Here is a 24,896-nt window from a genome sequence, read left to right as displayed (position 1 = left end):
CGAGACGGTGGGTTACCCCTACCGGTTGCGTCCCGACGCGACCGCGCGGGCCGCGCTGCTGGCTCCCGGACGGTGCTCTCGTGCGGTCCGAGCCAGAAATCCCCCGGCTTCCAACCGTGGGTGCGTTAAGACCGGTCCTTCCTTGGATACAACTGCCCATCTCTCGGGCCGGCGGGAATCGGAGTGGTTACCGGGGCGGGGAGTGCGGTGTGGCAGGTCGTCGCCGTCGCACCCGCGCCCGGAGCATGCCGGCCGCGTTCGGCCCGACGACGGAGATGATGAGCAGGGTGCCGGTGACCACGGTCAGGGTGTCGGCCGGCACGTCGGCGAGTTGTAGTGCGTTGCGCAGGGTCATCAGCAGCAGTACGCCGGCCAGGACGCCGACCAGGGTGCCCCGGCCGCCGAAGATGGAGACGCCGCCGAGCAGCACCGCCGCCACCACCGACAGCTCCAGCCCGGCCCCGTTGTCGGCGCGGGCGCTGGCGTACCGCATCGTCCAGAAGACCCCCGCGAGGGCGGCGACCGCGCCGGTGACGACGTAGAGCCAGAACTTGGTCCGGGCCACCGCGATGCCGGCGAAGGTGGCGGCCTGGTCGTTGTTGCCCATCGCGTAGAGGCCGCGACCGATCGGGGTGGCGTGCAGCAGCACTCCGAACCCGATCGCGAGGACGGCGAGTGGCACCACCACCCACGGCACCGTGGTGCCGGGCAGCGCCTCGATCGAGTTGCCGGTCCAGCCGATCGGGAAGTCCGCGACCGCCCGGTCGCCGAGCACCACGTAGGCCAGTCCGCGGTACAGCGCGAGGGTGCCGATCGTCACCGCCAGGGAGGGCAGGCCGAACCCGGCGATGAAGAGCCCGTTGACCGCGCCCAGCACGGCACCGAGCAGCACCACCAGCGGTACGGCCAGCACCAGCGGCAGGCCGGTCACCCAGAGCTGGCCGAGTACCGCGCTGGCCAGGCCGAGCATGCTCGCCACCGACAGGTCGATCTCCCCGGTGATCACGATCAGCGTCATCGGCAGCGCGATCAGCGCGATCGGGACGATGTCCAGCAGCAGGAAACCCCAGAACCGGGCGGTGGCGAAGCCCTCGACCAGGCCCGACGCGCCGACCACCACCAGGGCCAGGACGACGATCACCAGCACGTCCCAGGTGCCGAAGGTGGAAACCCAGCGGGCCGGCCGGCCCGTCCTGTCAGGCGCCACGGGCCTTCCTTCCTCGAAGCCGGTGGGCCACCCGCGCGGCCAGCGCCCGGTCCAATCCGATCGCGGCCAGGATCAGCGCCCCGACCACCGCCTGCTGCCAGAACGGGTTCACCTTCAGCACCGGCAGGGCGCTGCCGATGGTGCTCAGCAGTACGGCGCCGAGTGCCGCCCCGTACACCGAGCCGCTGCCGCCGAAGATCGCAACGCCGCCGACCACCACCGCCGCGACCACGTTCAGCTCGATTCCGCTGCCGGCCGCCGCGTCGAGGGTGCCGAACCGGGCGGCGTAGAGCACCCCGGCCAGGCCGGCGAGTCCACCGCTGACGACCAGTGCCCCGAAGACCCGCCGGCCGACCGGGATCCCGGACAGCCGGGCCGCCGCCGGGTCGGAGCCGATCGCGTACAGCTCCCGGCCGCTGCGGTACGACTTCAGATAGAAGCCGGCGACCAGCAGCACCGCCACCGCGAAGAGGGCGAGCAGGGGGATCCCGAGCAGGTCGGCGGTGCCCATGCTCTTGAAGCCGCTGGGCATGTCGGCGGCGTTGATCTGCTGTCCCGCCGCCCACGAGTAGTCGACGCCCCGGAAGACGTAGAGGGTGCCGAGGGTGACCACCAGGGCCGGTACCCGGGCCACCGCGATCAGGGCCCCGTTCACCACGCCGCAGAGCACGCCGAGGCCGACCCCGACCAGCAGGGCGAGCACGATCGGTGCGTCCGGCATCGCCAGGAACAGCTTTCCGGTCGCGAACGCGGCCAGGCCGAGTACCGAGCCGACCGAGAGGTCGACGTTGCGGGTGATGATGACGATCGCCTGGCCGACCGCGAGCACCACCAGGATGGTCGCGCCGAGCATCAGGTCCCGCCGGCCCTGTCCGGAGAGGAACCTCGGGTTCACCACCGTGGTCACCGCGATCAGCAGGACCAGCGCGAGTCCGATGCCGACCTCGCGGGCCACGAAGAGCCGGTGGCCGAGCCGGATGCCGGCGGCCCCGCTGCGGGCCCGGGCTTCGGCGGCGTCCGGCGCCGGCTCCGGGCGGGTCGTGGTCGTCACGCCCTACCTCCCCGGTCGGCCGCCGCTCGCTGCCCGGCCGCGGTTTCCCGCCCGGCCGCCGTCCGTCGCTGCCCGGTCACGGCTTTCCTCCCTGTCCGGTGGCGGCCAGCATCACCGACTCCTCGGTCGCCGCGTCCCGGGCTATCTCGCTGACCAGCCGGCCCTCGTGCATCACCAGCACCCGGTCAGCCATGCCCAGCACCTCGGGCAGCTCGCTGGAGACCATCAGCACCCCGACCCCCTCGCTCGCGAGCTGCGACATCAACCGGTGCACCTCCGCCTTGGTGCCGACGTCGATCCCCCGGGTCGGCTCGTCGACGATCAGCACCTTCGGTGTGGTGGAGAGCCACTTCGCCAGCACCACCTTCTGCTGGTTGCCCCCGGAGAGCGTCGAGACCGGATCGTCGAGCCGGCCCGCCTTCACCTGCAACCGCTGGGTCCAGGTCTGCGCGGCCGTCCGCTCCGCGCCCCGGCCGAGCAGGCCGAACCGGGCCAGCGGCCAGCGCCGGGTCAGCGTGGCGTTGCGTTCGATCGACAGCTCCATCACCAGCCCCTGCTGCCGGCGGTCCTCCGGTACCAGCGCCATTCCGGCGGCCATCGCCGCCGCCGGCCGGCTCCGGGGCAGCCGTACGCCGTCGACCAGCACCTCACCCGTGTCGTACGGGTCGACGCCGAAGACCGCCCGGACCACCTCGCTGCGGCCCGCGCCGACCAGGCCGGCGAGCGCCACGATCTCGCCCCGGCGCACCTCGAAGCCGACGTCGGCGAAGACCCCGCGCCGGGTCAGGCCGCGTACCTGGAGGATGACCTCGCCGGCCTCGGTCTGCTGCTTCGGATAGAGCTGGGAGACCTCCCGGCCGACCATCCGGCGCACCACCTGGGCCACGTCGAGGTCCTCGGCCGGATCGGTGGAGACCCACCGCCCGTCCCGCATCACCGTGATCCGCTGGCTGAGCGCGAAGACCTCGTCGAAGCGGTGCGAGATGAACAGGACCGCCGCGCCGGCCTCCCGCAACGACCGGACGACCGCGAAGAGCCGTTCCACCTCGATCCCCGACAGCGCCGCCGTCGGCTCGTCCATCACCAGCACCCGGGCCTCGAAGGAGAGTGCCTTGGCGATCTCCACGAGCTGCTGGTCGGCAATGGAGAGTCCGCGCGCCGGCCGGTCCGGATCCAGCGGTACGCCGAGCCGCGCGAACAGCTCCTCGGCACGCCGACGCATCGTCGCGGTGTCGATCCGGCGCAGGCCGCGCAGCGGTTGCCGGCCCATGAAGATGTTCTCCGCGACCGACAGGTCCGGAAAGAGCGTCGGCTCCTGGTAGATCACCGCGATCCCGGCCGCCCGGGCGTCGGCCGGACCGGTCAGGGCCAGCGGCGCACCGTCCATAGTCAACTCTCCGGCGTCCGGGGCGTGCACCCCGGCCAGGATTTTCACCAGGGTCGACTTGCCCGCGCCGTTCTCCCCGACCAGCGCGTGCACCTCACCGGCCCGCAGCTCGAGGCGTACGTCGGCGAGCGCGTGCACCGCGCCGAACGACTTCCGTACGCCGGACAGGGCCAATCGCGCCGTACCCGGATCTGCACGCTCGGGCATCCGGCCCTCCAGCCATGAAACGTTTCAGCCCAATGTGATGAAGACGCTAGAGGCCGGCTTCCCGGCAGGTCAAGCATTTCGGGGCGGTTACCGAATCGTTACTCAGGGGTAAGCCCTTTCCTCGCCCCCGACCCCGGCGTTGAGCAGGGTCGGTGCCATGATTGTCGACAACAGCCCGGCTGTCGTCGCCGTCAACCCGTGCCGCGCTGGCCAGATCCGGTCAGGTACCCCCCGCCGCCCGAGCCGCCAGGCATTCTTGACACGATTCAGTTCAGGGCCGGCGCGGAGGAGGGACAGCGTGCGAGAGACCTCCGTGGTGAGCATCCGCGACGTCGCCAGTCACGCGGGAGTCTCGATGGGCACGGTCTCCAACGTGCTCAACCAACCCGACCTGGTGTCGAGCGCGACCCGGGCCCGGGTCCTCGCGGCGATCGACGAACTCGGCTTCGTGCCCAACCACGCCGCCCGGCAACTGCGCCGGGGCCGGAGCCGGACCCTCGGTCTCGTCGTGCTGGACGTGGCCAACCCGTTCTTCACCGACCTCGCCAAGGGCGTCGAGGACACCATCGGCACCGCCGGGATGGCGCTGATCTTCTGCAACAGCGACGGCGACCAGGCCCGGGAGGACGCCTACCTCGACCTGCTCAAGGAGCAGCGGGTGCAGGGCGTACTCATCACCCCGGTCGACGACGCCAGCGCCCGGCTGCTCCGGCTGCGCGACCGGGGCATCCACGTCGTACTGCTGGACCGGCGGTCCCGCGATCCCGACCTCTGCTCCGTCTCCGTGGACGACCGGCTCGGCGGCGAACTGGCGGTACGCCACCTGTTGGAGGCGGGGCACCGGCGGATCGCCTTCGTCGGCGGCCCGGTCGGGCTGGGACAGGTACGTGACCGGCACGCCGGCGCCGTCCAGGCGATGACCGACGCCGGGCTCGACCACGACAGCCTGCTCTGGCTCGACACCTCGGCCTCGACCGTGTCCGCCGGCCGGGATGCCGCGGCCCGGCTGCTCGGTGCACCCCGGGAGAACCGGGCCACCGCCGTGTTCTGCGCCAACGACCTGCTGGCGCTCGGCGTCCTCCAGGGGCTGACCCAGCAGCGGGTCCGGGTACCCGAGGACATCGCCCTGGTCGGCTACGACGACATCGACTTCGCCGCCGCGGCCGCCGTGCCGCTCACCTCGGTACGCCAGCCCCGGCAGCGGCTCGGCCAGACCGCCGCCGCACTACTGCTCGGCGAGGTCAACGAGCCGGCCGAACACCGTCACCGGCAGGTGGTCTTCGAGCCCGAACTGGTCGTCCGGGAATCCAGCCGCCGCCCGGCCGGCCGGACCGCCGGGTGAACCCACCGCAGCCCGGCCGGCCGGACCTCCCAGCCGTCACCGCCACAGGCCGGCCGCGTCAGCGACCGGCCGGGGAAGCCGGCGGCGGAGCCGGTAGCGGCATCGTCCAGACGTCGGCGATGGACGGGTCGTAACCCTCGCCGGTGTCCTGGAACCGCACCCGGACCACGCCGTCGGCGGTCGACTCCGGCCGGTCCACCACGAACTGGTAGCCCACCGTGCCGACCCCGCCGGCCGTACGCCGGTACGCCCGCGCGTGCACCACCACCCCGTCGACCAGTACGTCGTAGTCCTTCAACTGCGGGTTGTCGTACGTCTCCACGGCTCGGAGCAGGAATGGCCGTCCCGGCTCGACGGCGAGATCGAACTCGAACCAGCCGCCCGGGTGGGTGACGTTGGTGTAGCGGCGGGTCAGCCCGGCCTCCACGTTGGTGCCGGAGTGTTCCGAGGCGGCCAGCCGGTGCGCCTGCTCGGACGCTGCCGCGCCGAGATCGACGTGGTCGAGCACCGTGCCCGGCGGGTTGTCGAACCGGACCGGCAGGTCGACCGTCCGGCGTTCCGCCTCGGTCGGCCCGGTGGCGACGGTGATCCCGGCCGCGCCCTCGGTCACCGCCAGCGGCGCGGTGACGGTGCCCTCCAGCGTGACCTCGGCACCCGGAGCCAGGGTGAACGGCCGGCTGCCGGGCTCGACCCGCCAGCCGTCCGGGGCGGTGCCGGTCACCTCGCCCGTCACCGGCACGGTGGAGCGGTTGCGGAGCACGGTGTGCAGGGTGGCGGTGCCGCCGGGTGCCACCGAGGCCGGCTCGGCGGTGGTCGAGACGACGATGACGGCCGGCGCCACCGGCAGCGAGCCCGCCAGCGGCAGCGTCGCGGTGCCGGATCGGTAGCGGTAGCCCGCCGACCCGGTCATCGAGACCGTGCCGACCGCCTGGCCGGCCGGGACCCGCAGCTCGTACTCGTGCCGTACCGTCCGGCCCGGCGGGACGCTGCCCGGCCGGGCGCCGACCGGGCGTACCGTCACGCCGTCGCCGCCGTCCAAGGTGGACTCCACCGCGCCGAGGGTGGCGTCCCCGTGGTTCTCCAGCATCACCACCGCCCGGATGACACCACCGGGCAGCACCTCCCCGGCCGGGAGGTCGAGCCGGGCCACCGCGCCGACCAGGGCCGACGAGGCGGCGGAGAACCGCTGGTCGAATCGGGTCAGCGGGGCGGCGAACCGGTCCGCGACCGCCCTCGACAGCCGCCCGGCCCGCACCTGGGTCTCCAGCCAGCGCTCCAGGTCGGACCCGGTCGCCAGAGCCCGGTGTACGGCACCGGCGGTGGCCCGCGCGTCACCCTCGCCGTACCGGTACGCCAGCCCGGCCGCCGCCGCCTCGACGGTCAACCGGGCGAGCCGGAGCCGCACCTGGATCGCGAGCGGCCAGCGCAGCTCACCGGCGACCTGGTCGGCGACGGTTGCCGCTGCGGCGACCGCGTCGGCCGCCTCGCCCAGGTCGCCGAGCACCCGGTCGACCGCGAAGGCGTACCTGCCGGAGCCGATCTCGAAGACCGCGTCCCCGCCGTCGCGCCGGACGAACCGTACGCCCTCGGCCCGCTCCGCCGGCCGGCCGCCCTCGGTGACCGCGTGCCGGCTGGCTGCCGGAATGCGTACCGTCGCGGTGGTGTTGCCCGGCACGGTGACCGCCAGCCGGAGTTGCCCGTCGTCGAGATGCCAGTCGGTGCCGACGGTCCCGTAGATCGACCGGTACGACGCCTTCGCCGACCGGATGTCGCCGCCGGGTCGCGGTGCGATGGTCACATGCGCGTAGCCCGGGTGCGCCGGGTCCGGCTGGATGCCGGCGACGGTGCGGTACATCCAGTCCCCCACCGCGCCGTAGGCGTAGTGGTTGAAGGAGTTCATCGAGACGTCGCCGAAGCTGCCGTCCGGCATGATCGAGTTCCACCGTTCCCAGATCGTGGTGGCACCCTTGCCGATCTCGTAGCCCCAGGACGGGTAGGTGTCGTTCAGCAGCAGCCGGTACGCCACGTCGAGGTGCCCGGTGTCGGCCAGCGCCGGCAGCAGGTCCGGGGTGCCGAGGAAGCCGGTGGCCAGGTGCCAGTCGTGCCGTTCCAGGTTGGCGACCAGCCGGTCGGCGGCCTTGCCGCGCAACGCGTCGGGCAGCAGGTCCATGCCGATCGCCAGCACGTACCCGGTCTGGCTGTCGCCCTGCACGGTGCCGTCGGCGCCGACGTACGCCGAGGTGAACGCCGCAGCGATCCGCTCCGACAGCGCGGCGTACCGTTGCGCGTCGGCGCTCCGGCCGATCGCGCCGGCCATCTCGCCGAGCAGCCGGATGCTGTACGCGTAGTACGCGGTGCCGATCACCCCGGCCGGGGTCGGGTCGTCCAGGTTCAGCCAGTCCAGGTACGGGCCGGCGTTGGTCCGCCGGTCTCCCGAACTGGTGCTCTCCAGCCAGGCCGCGTAGCGGACCATCGAGTCGTAGTGCTCCTCGATCACCCGGGTGTCGCCGTAGCGCTGCCAGAGCGTGTGCGGGACGGTGATGCCGGCGTCGGCCCAGCCGGTGGCGCCGTCGCCGCAGCAGGCCCTCGGCGCCACGTCCGGGTACGCCCCGTTCGCCGACTGGGCATCCCGCAGGTCCGCCAGCCACTTGGTGAGGAAGGTCAGGCTGTCCATGTTGAACGTCGCGGTCTCGGCGAAGACGTTGATGTCGCCGGTCCAGCCGAGCCGCTCGTCCCGGGCCGGGGTGTCGGTCGGGATGGAGAGGAAGTTGCCGCGCTGCCCCCAGGTGATGTTGCTGTGCAACTGGTTCACCATCGGGTTCGACGTGGAGAACGTGCTGGTCAGCTCGCCGTCGGTGTGCATCACCAGGCCGGTCACGGTGCCCAGGTCGGGAGTGCCGGGGAAGCCGGTCAGCTCGACGTAGCGGAAGCCGTGGAAGGTGAAGGTCGGCTCGTACACCTCCGGGCCGCCGCCGCGCAGCCGGTAGAGGTCGGTGGCCCGGGCGGTCCGCAGGTTCGCCGTGTATGCCGTACCGTCCGGGTTGAGCACCTCGGCGTGCCGGATCCGTACCGTCGTACCGGCCGGGCCGGCCACCTTCAGCCGGACCTTGCCCACCATGTTCTGCCCGAGGTCGAAGATCCAGGTGCCCGGGGTGGGCTGGGTCAGCGCCGACGCCTTCAGTTCCTGGGTCACCCGGACCGGCGGGTCGACCTGGGCGACCAGCCGGCCGGTCGCCCCGCCGTCGCCGCCCACCGTCGCCGCCGACCAGCCGGAGTCGTCGAAGCCGGGCCGGTCCCAGCCGGCCGGCAACCGCCGGGCATCGTAGGTCTCGCCGTGGATCAGGTCGGTCAGCAGGAACGGCCCCGGGGTAGCCCGCCACGAACCGTCGGTGCGGACCGTCTCGGTGCGGCCGTCCGCGTAGTCGATCACCAGCGCCGCGCTGAGCAGCGGCCGGGGGCCGTAGTTGTCGGTGCCGAACCAGGCGATGCTGCCGGAGTACCAGCCGTCGCCGAGCATCGCCCCGAACGCGTTGTCGCCGGGCCGGAGCTGGCCGGTCACGTCGTAGCTCTGGTACTGCACCCGCTTGGCGTAGTCGGTCCAGCCGGGGGCCAGCTCGTGGTCGCCGACCCGTTCGCCGTTGAGGGAGAGTTCGTAGACGCCGAGCGCGCTGGCGTAGACCCGGGCCCGGGTCACCTCGCCGGCCACCCGGAAGCCGCGCCGCAGCAGCGGGTTCGCGTCCAGCGCGGCGAGCATCGTCTCGGTGTCGCCGCTGATCCGCAGGCCGTCGGCGGTCGGCGTACCGGCGCCGAACGGATTCTCGCCGTCGGTCAGCGGTGCGGCGTAGCGGGTTTGGTCGCCGCTGGTCACCGAGAAGTCGGCGAAGACCGCCGACTCCTGGGTGGAGGTGCGCAGCCCGACCGAGCCGGACCGGTGTGCGGTGTGCCGGGTGACGTCGACCTGCACCCCGTCGACCCAGGTGGTGAAGGTGTCACCCGCCGCGCCGATCCGCAGCGTGTGCGGCGCGGTCAGCTTCTCCGGGGGTACGACGGCAGCCAGCGACACCTCCTTGAGCACCGTCCACGCCCCGTCCACCCGGACGTGCGGGCGCAGCTTCGCGCTGCCGCCGGTGGTGGAGAACTGCCACATGTACGCGTTGCCTGCCCCGCTGGCCCGGAAGAAGATCCCGGCCGCGTCCCGTTCCACCCGCACGGTCGTCTGCACCGTGTAGTCCACCCAGGACTCGGTCGGCGGTGCCAGCCCGATCCAGTCGCCCTGCCAGCCGTCCGGCCCGCCGACCCCGGTCTCCCAGTACGCCGGCTCGCTCCAGCCGGAGGCGTGGCCGGTCTCGTCCCAGATCCGCACCTGCCAGGCGTACCGGGTGCGCGGCTGCGGCGCCGGCCCGGCGTACGGGACGAGGGTGCTGTTCCGGGACGTGACCCGGCCGCTGTCCCAGACGTCGGGCCGGTCGAGCCGGCTCGCACTGCTGGCCACCCGCACCTGGTACGCCTGCTGGACCACACCACGCCGGCTGGAGTCGATCGTCCAGCCCAGCCGGGGGCGCTCGACGTCGATTCCGATCGGATCCGTCGCCCGCTCGGTCGTCAGACCGGCCACCGTCACCTCCGGGCCCGAAGTCCCCGCGGTGGCCGGCGCCGGCCCGGCGACCGCCGCCACCGGCAGCGCCAGCAGCAGCGCGAGCACCGCCGACAAGCCCGACCGGGGCAACCTGGTGAGCAACATCGCCGACTCCCCACTCCCGCATGGCTGATGAGACGTCTCAATGGACGGACACTGAGACGATCCTGACCAGCCGCCCCGGCCGGACTCAATGGCTGGCGGTGGCCACATCCGGCCAGCCTTCCCGCCCAGACCGGCGATGCCGGGCCGCTAGGGGCGCAGTGCCACCCGCAGCTCGGTCAGCCGCCAGGTCCCGGGATCGGGCACCCGGCGGGCTCCGCCCTCGACCAGCGCGAGTCCCGGGAATCGGCGCAGCAGTGCGCCGAGCGCGACCTCGATCTGCACCCGGGCCAGCGCCGCGCCGAGGCAGAAGTGCGGCCCGTGCCCGTACCCCAGGTGTGCGGGCCGGCCGGCGGGGCGACGCAGGTCGAGCCGGTCCGGCTCGGCGAACGCCCGGGGGTCCCGGTTGGCGCCGGCGAGCATCGCGGTGACCGGCTCGCCCTTGCCGATCGGCACACCGGCGATCTCGACGTCCTCCCGGGGGTAGCGGGGCAGGCTCAGCAGTTGCGGGCCGCACCAGCGGGTCAGCTCCTCGACCGCGCCGGGCAGCAGGCCCGGGTCGGCGCGGAGCGCCGCGAGCTGGTCGGGATGCCGGAGCAGCGCCTCGACGGCGTTGGTGATCACGTTGGTCGGGGTCTGTCCGGCGAGCACGAGATGCCAGACCAGGGTGACCAGCTCGGTCTCGCTGAGCCGGTCGGAGTCCTCGGCGTGGATGCCGATCAACTCGGCGAGCAGGTCGACACCGGGCCCGCCGGTACGCCCGGCGACGGCGTTCGCCGCGTCGCGCATGATCGCCGGAACGGCGGCGACGAACGCCGGGCCGTGCCCGGCAGCGACCGCGGCGCCGTACTCGCGCCACCGGCCCCGGTCGGCCGCCGGGATGCCGACCAGTTCGCAGATCACGTCCATCGGCAACGGCCCGGCGAACCCGGGCAGCAGGTCGACCACGCCGTCGTCGGCCCGGCCGGCCAGCTCGTCGAGCAGGTTGTCCACGATGGGGACGATCCTCGGCCTGAACTCGGCAGCCCGGCGCGCGGTGAAGGCGGGTGAGACCAGCCGGCGCAGCCGGGCGTGCTCCTCCCCCTCCATCTCCTGCATGGTCCGCAGGTATCTGCGGCAGTGCTCGGGGACGTCGAGGCGCTGGTAGCTGGAGGAGTTCAGCTCGAACCGGGGATCGGTGAGCATCGCCTTCACCTCCGCGTACCGGGTGACCGCCCACATGGTGCCGAACCCGGGCGTCACCAGCCGGGCGAGCGGACCTTCCTCCCTGGCCCGCGCGTACGCCCCGAATGGGTCGGCCAGGGTGGCCGGGTCGGCGAGCCTGAGTTCCGGAATCTCTGCCATGCCGCACTCCTCAATTCAGATGTTGATGTCAGATGTTCTTATCATCTGGATGGCGACGGTATCCTACCCACGCCCGGTGGGCAACGGCCGACGACGAGGCGGAACGGATGAGGGGACGATGGTCCGGCGCAACAGGATCGAGATGCAGGAGCACAACCGCGCCAGGGTGCTGGCCGCCGCGCGCGACGAGTTCACCGAGCGCGGTTTCCGGGACGCCAAGATCGATCAGATCGCCGAGCGGGCCGACCTGACCCGGGGTGCCGTCTACTCCAACTTCCCCAGCAAGCGCGCCCTCTACTTCGCCGTACTGGCCGAGGCCGCCGAGGCGGCGGGCGCACCGGAGTACCGGCCGACCGCCCGGACGGCCGGCGCGGCGCTGGGCGACTTCGCGCGGGCCTGGCTGGCCCGGCTACCGCTGGCCACCGAGGACCGGCACAGCGCCTCCCGGCTCGGCCGCGACCTCGTCCCCGAGATCCTGGCCGACGAACGGACCAGCCTTCCGTTCGCCCAACTGACCGGGCTGAGCGCGATCGTGCTCGGCCTGGCCCTGGAGCAACTCGGGCCGGGCCGGGCGTCGGCCCGGATGGTCCGGGCCGCCGAAACCGCGCTGACCACCCTGCACGGCGCGGGCCAGCTCGCCGCCGCCGCACCGGGCTTCGGTGAGCCGTTCACGGTCGTCCGCGCCTGTGAACAACTCGCCGACATGGACCTGGCCGACGAGTGGGCGCCGCCGCACCTGCCGCACGTCTCCCCCGCCCGTCCGGCGGACCAACCATGGACCCCGCCGGCCGGGACCGACGCCCTACGGGACGAGCCGGCCCGGCTGACCGGGGACGGCGTGGTCGCGATCCTCGGCCTGCACCGCCTGACCGCCGTCGAGGAGGCACGCCGTGCCGCGCCGGCCGAAACCGACGTGACGGCCGTGCTGGTCACCGGCAACCCCGGCGAGCTCGGCCCGCTGGCCCGGCTCACCGTGACCGAGCTGCGGGGCTGTCTCCGCGCGGCGGTGCCGGCGGCGGCCTGGCCTCGGCTCCAGGTCGTACACGACGAATCGGGCGCGCTGGCCAACGCCGCCGGAGTCGCCGCGTGCAGCGACGCTACCGAGAGCGCGGTACGCGTCGAAGCCGGCCGGATCGTCGCCCGGGCCGACGGCTACGGCGCCTGCCATGCGGTGGCCGCCGGCTGACGGCGGGGAATCCCGGCACTGCCCGCGTCGGACAAGCCGCCAGGCTGGTGGTCGGCGCTACTGGCTGACGCCGGACGGGCTCAGCTCCGGCTCGTTCGGCTCCGGCCCGGTCGTCGGCCCGGCCATGAACCGCCGGCTCAGTCGGCGGTAGGGCCGGCTGCGCAGCGCCAGCCCCGTGGCGATCAGGCCGACGATCCCGGTCAGCACGAACACCAGGGCGAGCCCGCGGTCGGCGCCCGTACCGAACCAGCCGCCGATCGTCCGGGCACCCGCCCCGTCCGTCATGAACGGGATGAAGACGAACTGCGCGATCGGCGAGATCAGGAACGCGGTCAGCGGCGAGGCGGCCTGCTCGACACTCTGCGCGAAGCCGAAGACCCGGCCCTGCCGCTCGTACGGCACCACCTTCTGCAGCACCGTCTGCTCGGCGGCCTCCGCGTACGGCACGACCAGCATGTAGACGTACAGCCCGACGGTCAGCAGGACGATCGACGCGCGGAGCGGGAACAGCAGGGTGACCGTCCAGAGCAGCAGGTTGACCAGCAGCAGCAGCCGGACGGGGTTCTTACCCAGACCGGTACGGGCGATGAGCAGCCCGCCGACGATGAAGCCCGTGCTCAACAGTCCCCAGAGCAGTCCCCAGGTCTGCACCGACACCAGCGACAGCCCGTACGCGTCCATCAGCGCCATGAAGACGCCGCCCAGGAAGTTGTTGAACGCCGAGAAGAGGATCAGCGCGGTCAGCCCCGGCACCTCGCCGACCACCCGGATGGTGCCGCGCAGGTCCACCTTGCGCTTCGCCGCGACCGCCGGCTCGGCGGTGAGCGCCGGACCGGTGGTGAGCGGCGGCTCACCGGTCAGCGGCGGCTCACCCGTCGGCGCCGGCCCGACGGTGCCGGCCGGTGCCGCCGGGCGGTCCGGCACCGGCACCAGGGCCAGGTGCAGCAGGGCCGCCGCCAGCACCACCAACGCCAGGGCCAGCACCCAGAGCATCCCGCCGATCGCCACCAGGATGCCGCTGATCACCGACGTCACCAGGAAGGTGACCCCCGAGACGGTGCCGACCAACCCGTTGGCCCGGTCCCGGGTCTCCTCCTCGATGAGCACGGTCACCAGGGTCGGCAACGCGATGGTCCGGATGTTGCCGGCGATGACCCCGAACATCAGCAGCACGACCATCACCCACAGCGCAACGCTGGTCGGGTCGGCGAACGACTCCTCCGGCGTCACCTGGTAGACGGCGAAAGCCAGCGCGTACAGCACCAGCGACACCAGCGCGGACGCCTGCATCACCGTCTTCTTCGAGTGGTGGTCGACGAGGCTGCCGAACCAGATGCCGGTCAACGCCGTCAGCACCAGGAAGATTCCGGAGATCACCCCGGTGGCGAAGACCGACCGCGTCTGCAGGTAGACGTAGAAGGTGATCGCGAACCACACGGTGAAGTTGATGACCGACACCAACAGGGTGTTGGCGAGTAGCTGGTAGAAGGTCTTCCGATCCCCCCGGATCACGCTCATGCCCATGACCCTATGACCTGAACCAAGGTTGATGTCGAGCAGTTTCGCCAGCGTGCGGGCGCGGGGTCCGACGGCCGCGCCACCCACCCGGTGGCCCGGCCCAGGAGATGCTGGGCCGGGCCACGGCGGGAGACGCGATCAGCGGCCGGACGGTTGGAAGACGGAGCGGCCGGAGCCGACCTCGAAGACGGCCCGACCCTCCTCGATGCCGACGAAGGTCGCCCGGCTCGGCCCGGCCGCCCGGTACGACCTGCCGGGCACCACCGGCAGCGCCACCCGGGCCGTCACGTTGACCGGTACCTCCAGCTCGACCCGCAGCCCGGCACCGGTGCGGCGCCAGTCCACGGCCACCGGACCGCGCTGGGTGTGCACGGTGCCGGCGGCGTACGCCAGGCCGGTCGCCGGAGGCGCGATCTCGACCCGCCCGGCGCCCGGGCTCGCGGTACGCACCCCGAGCAGGGTCTCCTGGACGTCGACGACGGCCTGCGCACCCCAGCCGTGCGACTGGCTGAAGTTGGTGCCCGGGTCGAGGGTCCAGGCCTCCCAGGTGAAGGTGCCGCCCTGGGCGAGGATGTTCGCCCAGCCCAGGTCGTCCGGGTTGGTCAGCAGGTCGAGTACGGCATCCGCCCGGCCCGCCTCGCCGAGCGCGGCCAGCAGCCAGTGCGCCGTCATCGGCCCCTGCTTCATGCCCATCGACGCCAGGTGGGCGGCCAGCCCCGGACGGTCCGCCTCCGGCGCCACCCCGTGCGCGATCGCGTACGAGGTGCTGTGCTGGCCGGCGTGCGCGCTCTGCTCGCCGGTGGCGGCGAGGCCGTCGACGTAGACGCCGTCGGGGCGGCGCAGCTTGGCGTTCATCGTGTCGACCAGCGCGTCGGCCCGGGCCTGGTAACCGGCTGCCTCCTCGGCCGGCCGGCCCAGTGCCTCAGCCATCCACCCGGCGGTACGCAGCACGTCCACGCCCTGCGCGTTGATGGTGGTCCGGGCGGCGGCGCTCATGTCGTAGCCGAACCGGCCCGGCTCGGGCCAGTCGACGATGCCGTACTGGTAGGCGCCGCTGCCGCCGGAGAGCCGGGTGACCAGGCCGGCGGTCGGACCGTCGGCCGGGATGTGCCGGAGCACGTAGTCGGCGGTGTTCCGGATCGACGGGTACGCCTCGGCGAGCAGGCCCGCGTCCCCGGTCTCGGAGTAGTAGCGCCAGACCCAGTCCACGAACATCAGCGAGTAGTCGGGGATGTCCCGCTTGCCGTCGCCGTTCGGATAGACCGCGTTGTAGCGGCCCAGGTCGTTGCCGGTGTTCCAGAAGCGCGTGGCGGAGTAGAGGAACTCGCGGATCGCCTGCTGAGTGGCGTCGCGCTCGCCGAAGGCGCCCATGGTGGCGTACGAGATGTCGGCCGCGTCGCCGAGGAACTGGCCCTTCTCCCGGGTCGGGGTGTCGACGAACGCCTCCTGCACCGAATAGATCGCCGACCGCTTCAGCATCTCCCACACCTCGTTCAGGGTGCGGTCGGAGCTGCGGAAGCGGGCCTCCCGGCCGGCCGGGGTGTCGGTGTGCACCAGCACCGCCGAGACGTCGTCCCGGTCGATCCGCTCGCCCGCGTCCGGAATCTCCAGATAGCGGAAGCCGAGGTGGGTGAAGGCCCGGAACTCCTGCTTCCCGTCCTTCTGGGTGTAGGGGAAGCTCATGTCGGTGCCCTGGGAGAGCAGGGTGGAGGTCTCCACCCGGCCGGTGGTCGGGTTCAGGTTGTAGCCGGCCCGGATCGGTACGGTCCGGCCGGCGACCCCGGCGTCGAACCGTACCGCCGGACGGGCCGGGACGACCACGCCGAAGTCCGCGACCACCGTGCCGTCGGCGGCGGTGGTCAGCGCCACCGGCTTGACGGTCCGCTCGGCGAGTCGGGTCTCCTGGCCGATCAGCCGCGGGTACTCCGCCGTCGGGTGCGCCCCGACCACCACGGCCGGCGCCCAGGGCCCGGCGGAGTCGTCGTAACCGGGCGCGGTCCAGCCGGGGATCTCGGCGCGGGCGTCCTGCCGCTCGATCCGGTCACCCTCGCCGTTGCGCCGGGCGGAGCCGGCCGGGAAGAAGCTGTCCCGGGCCACCCGCCACGACCCGTCGGTGACGATCACCTGCCGGGTGCCGTCGGCGTGCTCGACGACCAGTTTCAGCAGCAGCCCGGGAGCCCCGGCGGGGCGGCCCTGGCCGCTGCCGTACCAGTGGTAGCGGACCCCGACCGCGAGCGGCTTGCCCGCCCGGACCAGGTCGGTGACGTCGGCGGCCTGGTAGTAGTCCTCACCCGGATAGCCGAACGAGGTGCCCCGGTCGGCCCGGCGGCCGTTCAGGTAGAGCTCGTAGGTGTGGTCGGCGGCGGTGTAGGCGCGGGCCCGGACCACCCGGCTGCGCCCGATCGGGACCTCGGTGCGGGCCAGCGTGTAGTCGTCGGCGTCCCCGGTGACCCGGCGGATCCAGTTCGCCCCCTCCCACTGGGCGTCCGAGATGCCGGTCTCGAAGCTGCCGCTGCCGGCCGGCGAGCTGCGCCCGGTCCGGTCCCAGGTCCGCACCGTCCACCGGTACGCCGCGCCGGGCGCCAGCGCCGGTCCGGCGTACGGGACGTAGGACTGCTGTGCGGAGCGGACCTTGCCGGAGTCCCAGAGCAGGTCACCGTCGGCCGCCGAGACCGTCAACCGGTACGCGCTCTGGGTCTCACCCGGGTCGTTGTCCCGGGGCAGCCAACCGAACCGGGGCGTGCCCTCGACGTTCAACGGCCGTACCCGGTCGTCGACGGTCAGGCCGGTGGGGGTGGCCGGCGCGTGTCCCCGGGTCGCCAGCGCCGGTGGGGCTCCGGCGAGCACACTCCCCGGCACGAGTACGGCGGTGACGACCAGGGCGGTCCTCAGCCGGGCGGATCGTCGGCGTCGTGACATGTGGCGCTCCTCTTTGCGGTGGACGGTTTCTGCCGGGACGGCTGGCTGGCGCCGTAGCCGAAGGACGGGGCGGACGCGCCGCGCTGTCCAGGCGGGAAATGGTCAGTGCCGGCCCGGCCAGCCGAGCACGGTCGTGCCCGGCTCGACCCCGGTCAGCACGAGCCGGCCGGCGACCACCGCACGCTCCGGCGCCCGCCCCTCGGAGCGCACCCGCACCCTCCGGGCCTCGGAGACGCCGAACTGGGCCAGGTCGAGTTCGATCCGCCCGGTGACGTTCGGCGGCAGCGTGACGGACAGGTACGGCGTGCCGGTCGGGTGCCGCGTGCCGGCCAGGTACGGCCCGGATCCCCGGTCGAGCCGCACCTGGACCGGGCCACGTACCGTCGGGACGGTCGCGCGCAGCCAGCGCAGCGGGCCGGGTTGCGGGGCGACCAGCACCTCCCGGGCACCGGGGGCGAGTGGGCGGATCCCGGCGACGAACCGGGGCACGATGTTGGCCGGCGCGGAGCCCCAGGCGTGCGAGAACGTGGTGTTCGGCTTGATCGACGGGTCCCACGCCTCCATCACGACGGTGGCGCCGAGGTCGTCCATCATGTGCAGCCAGGAGGACTGTCCACGGCTGGTCAGCAGCGCATGCGCGGCGTCGGCCAGGCCGGCCCGGTAGAGCGCCTCCAGCAGGAACTGCGCACCGTAGACGCTGACCCGCATCCCGCCGGCCGCCAGCCCCTCCCCCAGGGCCCGGACGTGCGGCTCCGCCGCCACCCCGAGGGCCAGCGGAAACGCCGTGGCGTGCTGTGCCCGGTGGTCGGTGCCGAGCCCGTCCCGGTAGGCACCGGCGACCGGGTCGAGCAGTTGGGCGTTCAGCGCGGCGCGCAGCCGGGCGGCCAGCTCGGCGTACCGCCGCTGGTCGGCGGGGCGGTCGAGCACCCCGGCGATCCGGGACAGCGCCTCGAAGGCGGCGTACTGCCACGCGTTGATCACGGTGTTGACCCGGGTGAAGACATACCCGTCCCGGTTGCTCGCCGGCCAGTCGACCAGGTCGGCGTTGGACTGGCTGGAGCCGCCCGGATTCTTCTCCACCAGGCCGCTGGCGTTGAGCGCCTCGTCGAGCTGCCGGTCGACGAAGAGGTCGTAGTCGGCGGCCAGGTTCGACGGGTCACCGGTGGCCAGATAGTCCTGCCAGGCGGTGAGTACGGTCTGCAACCGGTACTCGGCCGGCCAGGTCGGCCGCCGGACCAGATAGGAGGTGGAGTACCGGGCCAGCGCGTACGACCGCTGGGTGGCGTACTCGGAGAGCTGGTTGATGATGGCGTCGCCCTCGTACGGGCCGCGTTCCCGGGTCGGGGTGTCCTGGTAGAGGTCCTGCCGGGTCGCCTCGATCGAGTACCGGCACATCGCCCAGACCCGGTCCAGATCGGGATCGGAACTGGAGAACGCCGCGTCCCCGTCCCGCCAGGGCAGCTTCAGCACCGCCGCCTCGACCGCCCGGGACAGCTCCAGCGCCGGGTCGGCGACCAGTTCGATCCAGCGGAATCCCCGGTACCCCCAGTGTTCGAGCCGCTGCCAGCCGTCCCGAAGGGTCCAGACCTCGCGATAGGTCTGCCCGGCCCGCAGGTGGTACCGGGCGCCGGTCTCGGTGCGCTCCTCGCCGAGCCGGACCTCGACGGTCTGCCCGTCGACCCCGCGCACCGAAAGCCGGAGTCCGCCGACCACCTCCCGGCCGAGGTCGAAGAGCCAACGGCCCGGTTCGAGCCGGTGCACCGCGACCGGCCGCAGGTAGCGGTATTCCATGTTGCCGACCCAGGCCGGTGCCAGCGGCCGGGTCAGCGTGGCGGCGACCGCCGGCTGCCAGCCGGAGTCGTCGAACCCGGCGCGTGTCCAGCCGACCGGCTCGCGACGGGCGTCCAGATACTCCTGCGGCGCCTGGTAGAAGCCGCCGCCGGTGTGCCCGGCCGGTGGCCGCCACGCCCCGGCCCGGCGGGCCCGCCAGCCGGCGCCGGTGCCGAAGACCTGCCGGGTGCCGTCGGTGTAGACCACGACGAGCTGGGCGAGGAAGCTGCGCTCCTGAGTGGAGTAGCAGAGCGCGGCGAGCGCGTTGCGGCCCGGCCGGAGCAGGTCGGTCACGTCGTGGGTGGCGTAGCGGGCCTCGCCGGCCATCGCCCGGACCGGGCCCACCCCGACGATCTCGTCGTTGAGCCGGAGCTGGTAGACGTACTGCCGGGTGGGCTCGGGCGACTGCCCGGTCGCGTAGACGTAGCCGGCGGCGATCCGCCTGCCCGGCAACACCACCTCGGTACGCAGCAGCGCCCAGTCGTTGCTCTCGCCCAGCGTCGCCAGTACCGACTGGCCCCGGTCGATCACCAGGTCACCGCCGACGACCGTGCCCGTCGGGCCGAACACCCCCGCTCCGGTCGAGAAGTCCTCGTCGACCAGGACCGCACCGGTCGGATCGGTGAACCTGGCGGAGTGGAACCGCTGGGATTCGGTACTCCCGTTGCGGAACCCGATGCTCCCGGCGGCGTACGTTCCGTCCACAGTGGTGTCGATCAGCACGTCGTCGAGGTAGGTCCGGATCGTCGGGCCGGCGAGTTCGACCCGCAGCCGCACCGGGGTGCCCACCGGTACCGGCGCGGTGAGCGGCCGGTCCGCCAGCACGGTGTAGCTGCCGTTGCGCTGCACGTGCGTACGCAGCACCCCCGGGGTGCCGGCCCGGAGCTGCCAGAGATAGTTGTTGGCGGTGCTCTGGGCCCGGAACCAGAGGCTGGCGGCGACCGAGGTGATGGTGACCGACACCTCGAAGCTGCCGTCGCCGAGCCGGACGGTGTCGTCCGGCGCCCAGACCGGCTCGGCCACCCAGGTGTCCCCGGCGGCGGTGACCACCCGCTGCGGCGCGGACCAGTGCGAGACCCGCCTCGGACCCGCCCAGGTACGCACCCGCCAGTGGTAGACCGAGCCGGGCCGCAGCGGGGGCCCGGCGTACGGCACGGCGGTGGAGTCGGCCGAGACGACCTGGCCGCTGTCCCAGACCACCCCGCCCCGGCGGGACAGTTCGGTCGTGGTGTGCGCGACCTGCACCTGGTAGGCGTACTGCCGGGGCGCCCGGCCGAGTGCCGGCACGATCCAGCTCAGCCGGGGGTGCGCGGCGGCGATCCCCAGTGGATCGTCCAGCAGGGAGGTGAGCAGTCCGGTCGGGGCCAGGGTTCCGGTCGGCTTGCCGGCCGCCGGGGCGGCGGTGCCGACGAGGCCGGCTCCGGAGGCGATGGCAGTGGCGCCGAGGGCGAGGGCGCCCCCGCTGCCGAGCAGCCCTCGGCGGGACAGTTCGGGACCCGGATCGGCGGTGTGCTCGGCGCTGGGCTGGCTCACCCGTGCCTCCTGCCTGAATCGTTTCAGGCAGGTTAACGCCGCTGGCCGCTCCACCGGAAGACGCGGCGGTTGGCCGGATCCGGCCACGTGTGGCGGGTTACACCCCCGACCAGGCGGGTTCCGCCCGGCCACCGCAGTACGGTGAAGCCGTGCCGACGAAAGACGTTCTCACCAGCGCAGACCTGACCGAGCTACGACAGTCCGCGCTCGGCGCGGCCGACCCGCTGGGCATCGCCGCCGAGCTGGCCGAGGCGGTCGAGCAGGGACGGCTCGCCGATCCGGCCGACGCCGGCCGGGCACTGACGCTGGCCGCCGAGATCGCCGAGACCAGGGCGAAACTCGACGCCGCGCAGCGGTACGCGGACCGCGCCGTCGGGGCGTACCGGGACAGCACCGAGCCGGACGCCGGCTTCGCCCGAGCCCTGCACGCCCGGATCCTGTTCCGGGCCGGTCGCGCCGACGAGGCGCTCGCCGAGCTCACCGCGCTGCGCCCGCTCCTCGACTCCCAGCCCGATGCCGCCGCGTACCTCAGTGCCGCACTGGACGTCGGTGGCCGGACCGACCTGGCCGAGCAGTGGCTGACCGAGGCGGTCGAGACCGCCCTACGCAACCGGACCACCCCGGCGGAGGGCCCCGCGGAGGACACTACGGACGCCACGGTGACCGCCGAACCGACCGTGCAGGAAGCCTCCGGGCTGCTCTTCTTCCTGTTGCAACAGCGACACCGGGTACGCCGCGAACTCGACCTGCCGCACGACCAGAACGACAACCTGGCCGACCGGCTGGAGAACGAACTGTTCCGCAGCGCGACCACCGCGGCGGCCGAGCCGGGGCCGGAGGCACGGCTGTTCCTGCCGCAGGACGAGTTCGATGCGCTGCTGTCGCGCTGGCCAGAGCTGGCCGAGGCGGTCGGCCGGAACTGGGCCGAGCACCGGGCCGGGGTCCAGCGGGAACTGGTCCGGCTGACCGACCTGGGTCGGGTCGGGCTCGGCCCACTGCGCGGCTCGACCGAGGGGCTGGCCGGTTACGCCGCGCGCACCGGCGCGGCTCCGACCGACGAGTCGGCCCGGTCCGGCTACGCGGCGGAGTTGGCCGAGCGGGGCGGGCAGCTTCCCTGGCCGCCGGAGCGGAACGAGGCGTGCTGGTGCGGTTCGGGCAGCAAGTACAAGAAGTGCTGCCTGCCGCGTACCCGCGCCTAGCTCTCCGGCCGGGCCGGTGGATCGACCTGGTCGATCAGTGAACTTTTTTCAACCTGGACCGCGCGGCGCTCACGCACTGCGTCCGACCTTGCGGTCCGGCGGACCGCAAGGGGAGGTTGAAAAAGGTTCAGTGCAGGCGTAGTCCGGCGAGGAGAAGCTCCACCATGCGACGGGCGTCGTACCGGGGGTCCTTGTCCGCGCCGATACAGAGGTTGCCGACGCCCCGCATCAGTTCGAGGGCCTCGATGTCGGGCCGGATCTCACCCGCCCTGACCGCGGCGTCGAGCAGCTCGGCGCAGACCGGCACGAGTCGGTCGAGGAAATAGTCGTGCAGGGTCGCGAAGGTGGCGTCGTCGGACTGCAGCGCCTCGGCGAGGCCGTGCTTGGTGACCAGGAAGTCGACGAAGAGATCGATCCACCGGGCCAGGGCGCCGTGCGCTGAGTCGCCACTCGCCAGCAGCGCCGGGCCCGCCTCGACGCATGCCTCGACCTGGTGCCGGTAGACGGCGACGACGAGATCGGCCCGGGTCGGGAAATGGCGGTAGATCGTCGCCACCCCGACGCCGGCCTTGGCCGCGATGTCCCGCACGGGCGCGTCGACGCCGGAGGCGACGAAGGCCGCGGCGGCCGCTTCGAGCAGGGTCTCCTCGTTGCGCCGGGCGTCGGCCCGCTTCCGGCGGGCCGACGATGCTGGTCCGCTGCCGATCTCAGTCACTGCGCCGTTGCCTCCGTCACTCGTCTTGCTAACCGGAACTCGGTTCCGTATCGTTGAAACGGAACATGGATCCGGTACTCATGGTGCCAGAGCGGGCGCCCCGTGACCAGGCCACGCACCGCCCCGCACACCACTTTCCCGACCGTCACGTCGCAAGGAGAAGCTCATGCGCCACCCCGACGAAGTCGTCAGCAGGCCCGTTCCCGTCGTCTCGGTACGCCCGGTGCTGCTACCGGCCCCGGGCCGGGACGAGGACCTCCAGGTGCGGGTGTCGGCTCCGGTGACCGGCGACGGATTGCCCATCATCGTCTTCTCGCACGGCTTCGGCGGGTCACTGGACAGCTACGCCCCGCTGGTCGACTTCTGGACCGCGCACGGTTTCGCGGTCATTCAGCCCACCCACCTCGACTCGCGGACCCTGAACGTCACGCCCGACGACCCGCGTTACCCGGAGATCTGGCGCTTCCGGGTCGAGGACCTGACCCGCATCGTCGACCAACTGGACCGGATCGAAGCCGGCGTTCCCGGCCTCGCCGGGCGTCTCGACCACAGCCGCATCGCCGCCGCCGGCCACTCCTGGGGCGCCCAGACGGCCAGCATGTTGTTGGGCGCGCGGGTCCTCGACGCCCGAGGCGTGCCCGGCGTTGACCTGTCCGATCCGAGGATCAGGGCCGGCGTGCTGCTTGCCCTGCCGGGCACCGGCGGCGCCGACCTGACGCCGTTCGCCGCCGCGCACCTCTCCTTCATGAACCCGGACTTCACCGGGATGACGACACCGGCCCTGGTGGTCGCGGGCGACAAGGACCAGTCCGCCCTCACCGTCCGGGGGCCGGAGTGGTTCACGGATCCGTACTTCCTGAGCCCGGGGGCCAAGAGCCTGCTCACCCTGTTCGGCGCCGAGCACTCGCTGGGCGGGATCTCCGGGTACGCCTCCACCGAGACGACGGACGAGAGCCCCGAACGGGTCGCCCTGATCCAGCGACTCACCTGGGCTTTCCTCCGCAGCGCGCTCTACCCCACGGACACCGGCTGGGCCGTGGCGAGCGCCGAACTGACGGAGGGCACCGACCCGCTGGGCCGCGTCGAGGCCAAGTAACGCTCCGGACGAGGCTGCCCGTCCCCTCCGGGGCGGGCGGCCGCCGTCCGCCGCGGCGTACCGCCGGGCCACCGAGATCGGTTGCGACCCGCACTCCGCTCGATCCAGCCGCCCACGGGGCTTGACACCGGCCGCCGCAGGCGGCATATTCAACCTACGAGTTGATTAACCGAGCGGTTGAGAAGGGCGGAGACAGTGGACCGGCTGAGCGAGGTGTTCAGCGCCCTCGCCGACCCGACCCGACGGGCCATCCTGGCCCGACTGGCCGAGGGCGAGGCGACGGTCAACCAGATCGCCGAACCGTTCCCGATCAGCCTCCAGGCCGTCTCCAAGCACCTGAAGGTGCTGGAGCGGGCCGGGCTGATCACGCGGGGCCGGGAGGCGCAGTGGCGGCCGTGCCGGCTCGACGCGGAGCCGCTGCACGAGGTGGCCGACTGGGTAGCCGGCTACCAGCGGTTCTGGGAGCAGCGCTACGACCAGCTCGGCGAGTACCTGCGACAGCTACAGAGCAACAGAACACGACCGACGGAGGAGTGAGATGAGCGAGAACCTGACGGTGACCCTGCCGTCCGACCTGGAGATCAAGATGGTGCGCGTGTTCGAGGCGCCGCGCGCGCTCGTCTTCGAGGCGCACGCGAAGTGCGAGCACGTCAAGCACTGGTGGGGGCGGGGCAACCCGCTCGACTGCGAGATGGACTTCCGGCCGGGCGGCAGCTACCGCTTCGTCGAGCACGCCCCGGACGGGCAGTACGCGTTCCGCGGCGAATACCGGGAGATCCAGGCGCCGGAGCGGATCGTGCAGACCTTCGAGTTCGAGGGCATGCCCGGGAAGGTCTGCGTGGAGACGCTGGAGTTGACCGAGCAGGACGGCAGGACGACGGTCACCAGCGTCACCCGGTTCGACACGAAGGAGGAGCGCGACGGCATGGCCGCCTCCGGGATGGCCGACGGTGCCCGCGAGTCGTACGACGCCCTGGCCGCGTACCTGACGAAGCTCTCCTGACGCGGACGGAACGGGGAAACCCGATGCGGGAACTGACAGTGGACCTGTTCAGCACCGTCGACGGCTGGCTGCGAGGGCGCGACTCCCCCGCCTACTTCGGCTACGACGGTCCCGACCTGCAAGCGTGGATCGACGAGCAGTCGGCCCGCCCGCAGGTGATGCTGATGGGCGCCAACACCTACCGGGCGTTGGCGGAATACAGCGGTGGCGACGACCCGTCGGCCAAGCGGATGGCGGAGTTGCCCAAGGTGGTCTTCTCCACGTCGTTGCGGCCGCCGCTGAGCTGGCGCAACACCTCGGTGGTGACCGAGGGCGTCGAGGTGGCCGTACCCGCCATGAAGGCCGCTCCCGGCGACCCGCTGCGGGTGATCGGCAGCATCTCGCTGGTCCGCAGCCTGTTCCGGCTCGGCCTGGTGGACCGGCTGCGCCTGTTGGTGTTCCCGCAGGTACTCGGCGAGACCGGCGAGCAACGGATGCTGGTCGGCCTGCCCGACCTCAATCTGCGGCTCGCCGCCACCGAGGTGCTCGACCGACGGCTCGTCCTGCTCGACTACACGCTGGACAAGACTCCGACATCGGTCGGGTAGCACGAAGATCACTCGACGGAGCCGCACCACCGTC

At 72.7% G+C, this 24,896-nt stretch carries 16 protein-coding genes; 7 read left to right on the top strand and 9 right to left on the bottom strand.

Features of this window, described 5'->3' with window-relative positions:
• Positions 1–187: 187 nt before the first annotated feature.
• The 3 genes from ACSMXO_RS14080 to ACSMXO_RS14070 all read right to left on the bottom strand — a co-directional run bounded on the left by ACSMXO_RS14080 (position 188) and on the right by ACSMXO_RS14070 (position 3,852).
• Positions 188–1,207 carry an ABC transporter permease gene (locus tag ACSMXO_RS14080; protein WP_455418074.1) on the bottom strand — a complete coding sequence of 340 codons (1,020 nt, stop codon included), beginning with the start codon at positions 1,205–1,207 and terminating at the stop codon, positions 188–190.
• Entirely contained in the window at positions 1,197–2,258 is a 1,062-nt protein-coding gene (locus ACSMXO_RS14075; RefSeq protein WP_346257628.1) for an ABC transporter permease, read from the bottom strand. Before ACSMXO_RS14075 ends, ACSMXO_RS14080 begins: the two co-directional genes overlap by 11 nt.
• A 76-nt stretch (positions 2,259–2,334) precedes the next feature.
• On the bottom strand, positions 2,335–3,852 hold the full coding sequence (locus ACSMXO_RS14070; protein ID WP_455418073.1) for a sugar ABC transporter ATP-binding protein: 1,518 nt from the start codon (positions 3,850–3,852) through the stop codon (positions 2,335–2,337).
• Positions 3,853–4,150: 298 nt separating this feature from the next.
• On the opposite strand from ACSMXO_RS14070, the gene ACSMXO_RS14065 reads away from it, so the two are divergent.
• Positions 4,151–5,194, top strand: a complete 1,044-nt coding sequence (locus ACSMXO_RS14065; RefSeq protein WP_455418072.1) for a LacI family DNA-binding transcriptional regulator — start codon at positions 4,151–4,153, stop codon at positions 5,192–5,194.
• A 58-nt stretch (positions 5,195–5,252) separates the two neighbouring features.
• Here ACSMXO_RS14065 and ACSMXO_RS14060 read toward each other — a convergent pair whose 3' ends face one another.
• On the bottom strand, positions 5,253–9,935 hold the full coding sequence (locus ACSMXO_RS14060; RefSeq protein WP_455418071.1) for a family 78 glycoside hydrolase catalytic domain: 4,683 nt from the start codon (positions 9,933–9,935) through the stop codon (positions 5,253–5,255).
• 147 nt (positions 9,936–10,082) lie between these two features.
• Positions 10,083–11,276: a cytochrome P450 family protein gene (locus tag ACSMXO_RS14055; protein ID WP_455418070.1), complete on the bottom strand. Its 1,194-nt coding sequence runs from the start codon at positions 11,274–11,276 to the stop codon at positions 10,083–10,085.
• Positions 11,277–11,394: 118 nt separating this feature from the next.
• Between ACSMXO_RS14055 and ACSMXO_RS14050 the strand changes: the two genes are divergently transcribed.
• A complete protein-coding gene (locus ACSMXO_RS14050; RefSeq protein ID WP_455418069.1) occupies positions 11,395–12,462 on the top strand; it encodes a TetR/AcrR family transcriptional regulator in 1,068 nt (355 codons plus the stop codon).
• Positions 12,463–12,519: 57 nt separating this feature from the next.
• Here ACSMXO_RS14050 and ACSMXO_RS14045 read toward each other — a convergent pair whose 3' ends face one another.
• The 3 genes from ACSMXO_RS14045 to ACSMXO_RS14035 all read right to left on the bottom strand — a co-directional run bounded on the left by ACSMXO_RS14045 (position 12,520) and on the right by ACSMXO_RS14035 (position 20,262).
• Entirely contained in the window at positions 12,520–13,980 is a 1,461-nt protein-coding gene (locus tag ACSMXO_RS14045; protein ID WP_455418068.1) for an MFS transporter, read from the bottom strand.
• A gap of 138 nt (positions 13,981–14,118) precedes the next feature.
• Positions 14,119–16,899, bottom strand: a complete 2,781-nt coding sequence (locus tag ACSMXO_RS14040) for a family 78 glycoside hydrolase catalytic domain (protein ID WP_455418067.1) — start codon at positions 16,897–16,899, stop codon at positions 14,119–14,121.
• A gap of 102 nt (positions 16,900–17,001) precedes the next feature.
• The gene (locus ACSMXO_RS14035; protein WP_455418066.1) at positions 17,002–20,262 is read right to left on the bottom strand and encodes a family 78 glycoside hydrolase catalytic domain; all 3,261 of its coding nucleotides are present in this window, start codon (positions 20,260–20,262) and stop codon (positions 17,002–17,004) included.
• A 149-nt stretch (positions 20,263–20,411) separates the two neighbouring features.
• On the opposite strand from ACSMXO_RS14035, the gene ACSMXO_RS14030 reads away from it, so the two are divergent.
• The gene (locus ACSMXO_RS14030; RefSeq protein ID WP_455418065.1) at positions 20,412–21,461 is read left to right on the top strand and encodes an SEC-C metal-binding domain-containing protein; all 1,050 of its coding nucleotides are present in this window, start codon (positions 20,412–20,414) and stop codon (positions 21,459–21,461) included.
• Positions 21,462–21,588: 127 nt separating this feature from the next.
• Here the strand turns inward: ACSMXO_RS14030 and ACSMXO_RS14025 are convergent, their stop codons facing one another.
• The gene (locus ACSMXO_RS14025; protein WP_455418064.1) at positions 21,589–22,176 is read right to left on the bottom strand and encodes a TetR/AcrR family transcriptional regulator; all 588 of its coding nucleotides are present in this window, start codon (positions 22,174–22,176) and stop codon (positions 21,589–21,591) included.
• A gap of 166 nt (positions 22,177–22,342) precedes the next feature.
• Between ACSMXO_RS14025 and ACSMXO_RS14020 the strand changes: the two genes are divergently transcribed.
• The 4 genes from ACSMXO_RS14020 (at position 22,343) to ACSMXO_RS14005 (ending at position 24,862) form a co-directional block, all read left to right on the top strand.
• A complete protein-coding gene (locus ACSMXO_RS14020) occupies positions 22,343–23,272 on the top strand; it encodes an alpha/beta hydrolase family protein (RefSeq protein ID WP_346257638.1) in 930 nt (309 codons plus the stop codon).
• Positions 23,273–23,467: 195 nt separating this feature from the next.
• Entirely contained in the window at positions 23,468–23,809 is a 342-nt protein-coding gene (locus ACSMXO_RS14015; protein ID WP_455418063.1) for an ArsR/SmtB family transcription factor, read from the top strand.
• 1 nt (position 23,810) lies between these two features.
• Positions 23,811–24,275 (top strand): SRPBCC family protein, encoded by a 465-nt coding sequence (locus tag ACSMXO_RS14010; RefSeq protein WP_346257640.1) that lies wholly within the window; start codon positions 23,811–23,813, stop codon positions 24,273–24,275.
• 23 nt (positions 24,276–24,298) lie between these two features.
• Complete coding sequence (locus ACSMXO_RS14005) at positions 24,299–24,862, top strand: dihydrofolate reductase family protein (protein WP_455418062.1); 564 nt, start codon at positions 24,299–24,301, stop codon at positions 24,860–24,862.
• Positions 24,863–24,896 lie beyond the last annotated feature (34 nt).

The organism is Plantactinospora sp. DSM 117369 (assembly GCF_053764795.1).
The sequence above is the reverse complement of the archived record's forward strand: the minus strand, read 5'-3'. Positions and strand labels throughout refer to the sequence as shown.

What these genes read in the sequence shown, in the direction of transcription:
- ACSMXO_RS14020 (WP_346257638.1), top strand. Translation starts at nt 22,343, where the DNA reads ATGCGCCACCCCGACGAAGTCGTCAGCAGGCCCGTTCCCGTCGTCTCG.
- ACSMXO_RS14005 (WP_455418062.1), top strand. Translation starts at nt 24,299, where the DNA reads ATGCGGGAACTGACAGTGGACCTGTTCAGCACCGTCGACGGCTGGCTG.
- ACSMXO_RS14070 (WP_455418073.1), bottom strand. Translation starts at nt 3,852, where the DNA reads ATGCCCGAGCGTGCAGATCCGGGTACGGCGCGATTGGCCCTGTCCGGC.
- ACSMXO_RS14040 (WP_455418067.1), bottom strand. Translation starts at nt 16,899, where the DNA reads ATGTCACGACGCCGACGATCCGCCCGGCTGAGGACCGCCCTGGTCGTC.
- ACSMXO_RS14045 (WP_455418068.1), bottom strand. Translation starts at nt 13,980, where the DNA reads ATGAGCGTGATCCGGGGGGATCGGAAGACCTTCTACCAGCTACTCGCC.
- ACSMXO_RS14010 (WP_346257640.1), top strand. Translation starts at nt 23,811, where the DNA reads ATGAGCGAGAACCTGACGGTGACCCTGCCGTCCGACCTGGAGATCAAG.
- ACSMXO_RS14060 (WP_455418071.1), bottom strand. Translation starts at nt 9,935, where the DNA reads ATGTTGCTCACCAGGTTGCCCCGGTCGGGCTTGTCGGCGGTGCTCGCG.
- ACSMXO_RS14055 (WP_455418070.1), bottom strand. Translation starts at nt 11,276, where the DNA reads ATGGCAGAGATTCCGGAACTCAGGCTCGCCGACCCGGCCACCCTGGCC.
- ACSMXO_RS14050 (WP_455418069.1), top strand. Translation starts at nt 11,395, where the DNA reads ATGGTCCGGCGCAACAGGATCGAGATGCAGGAGCACAACCGCGCCAGG.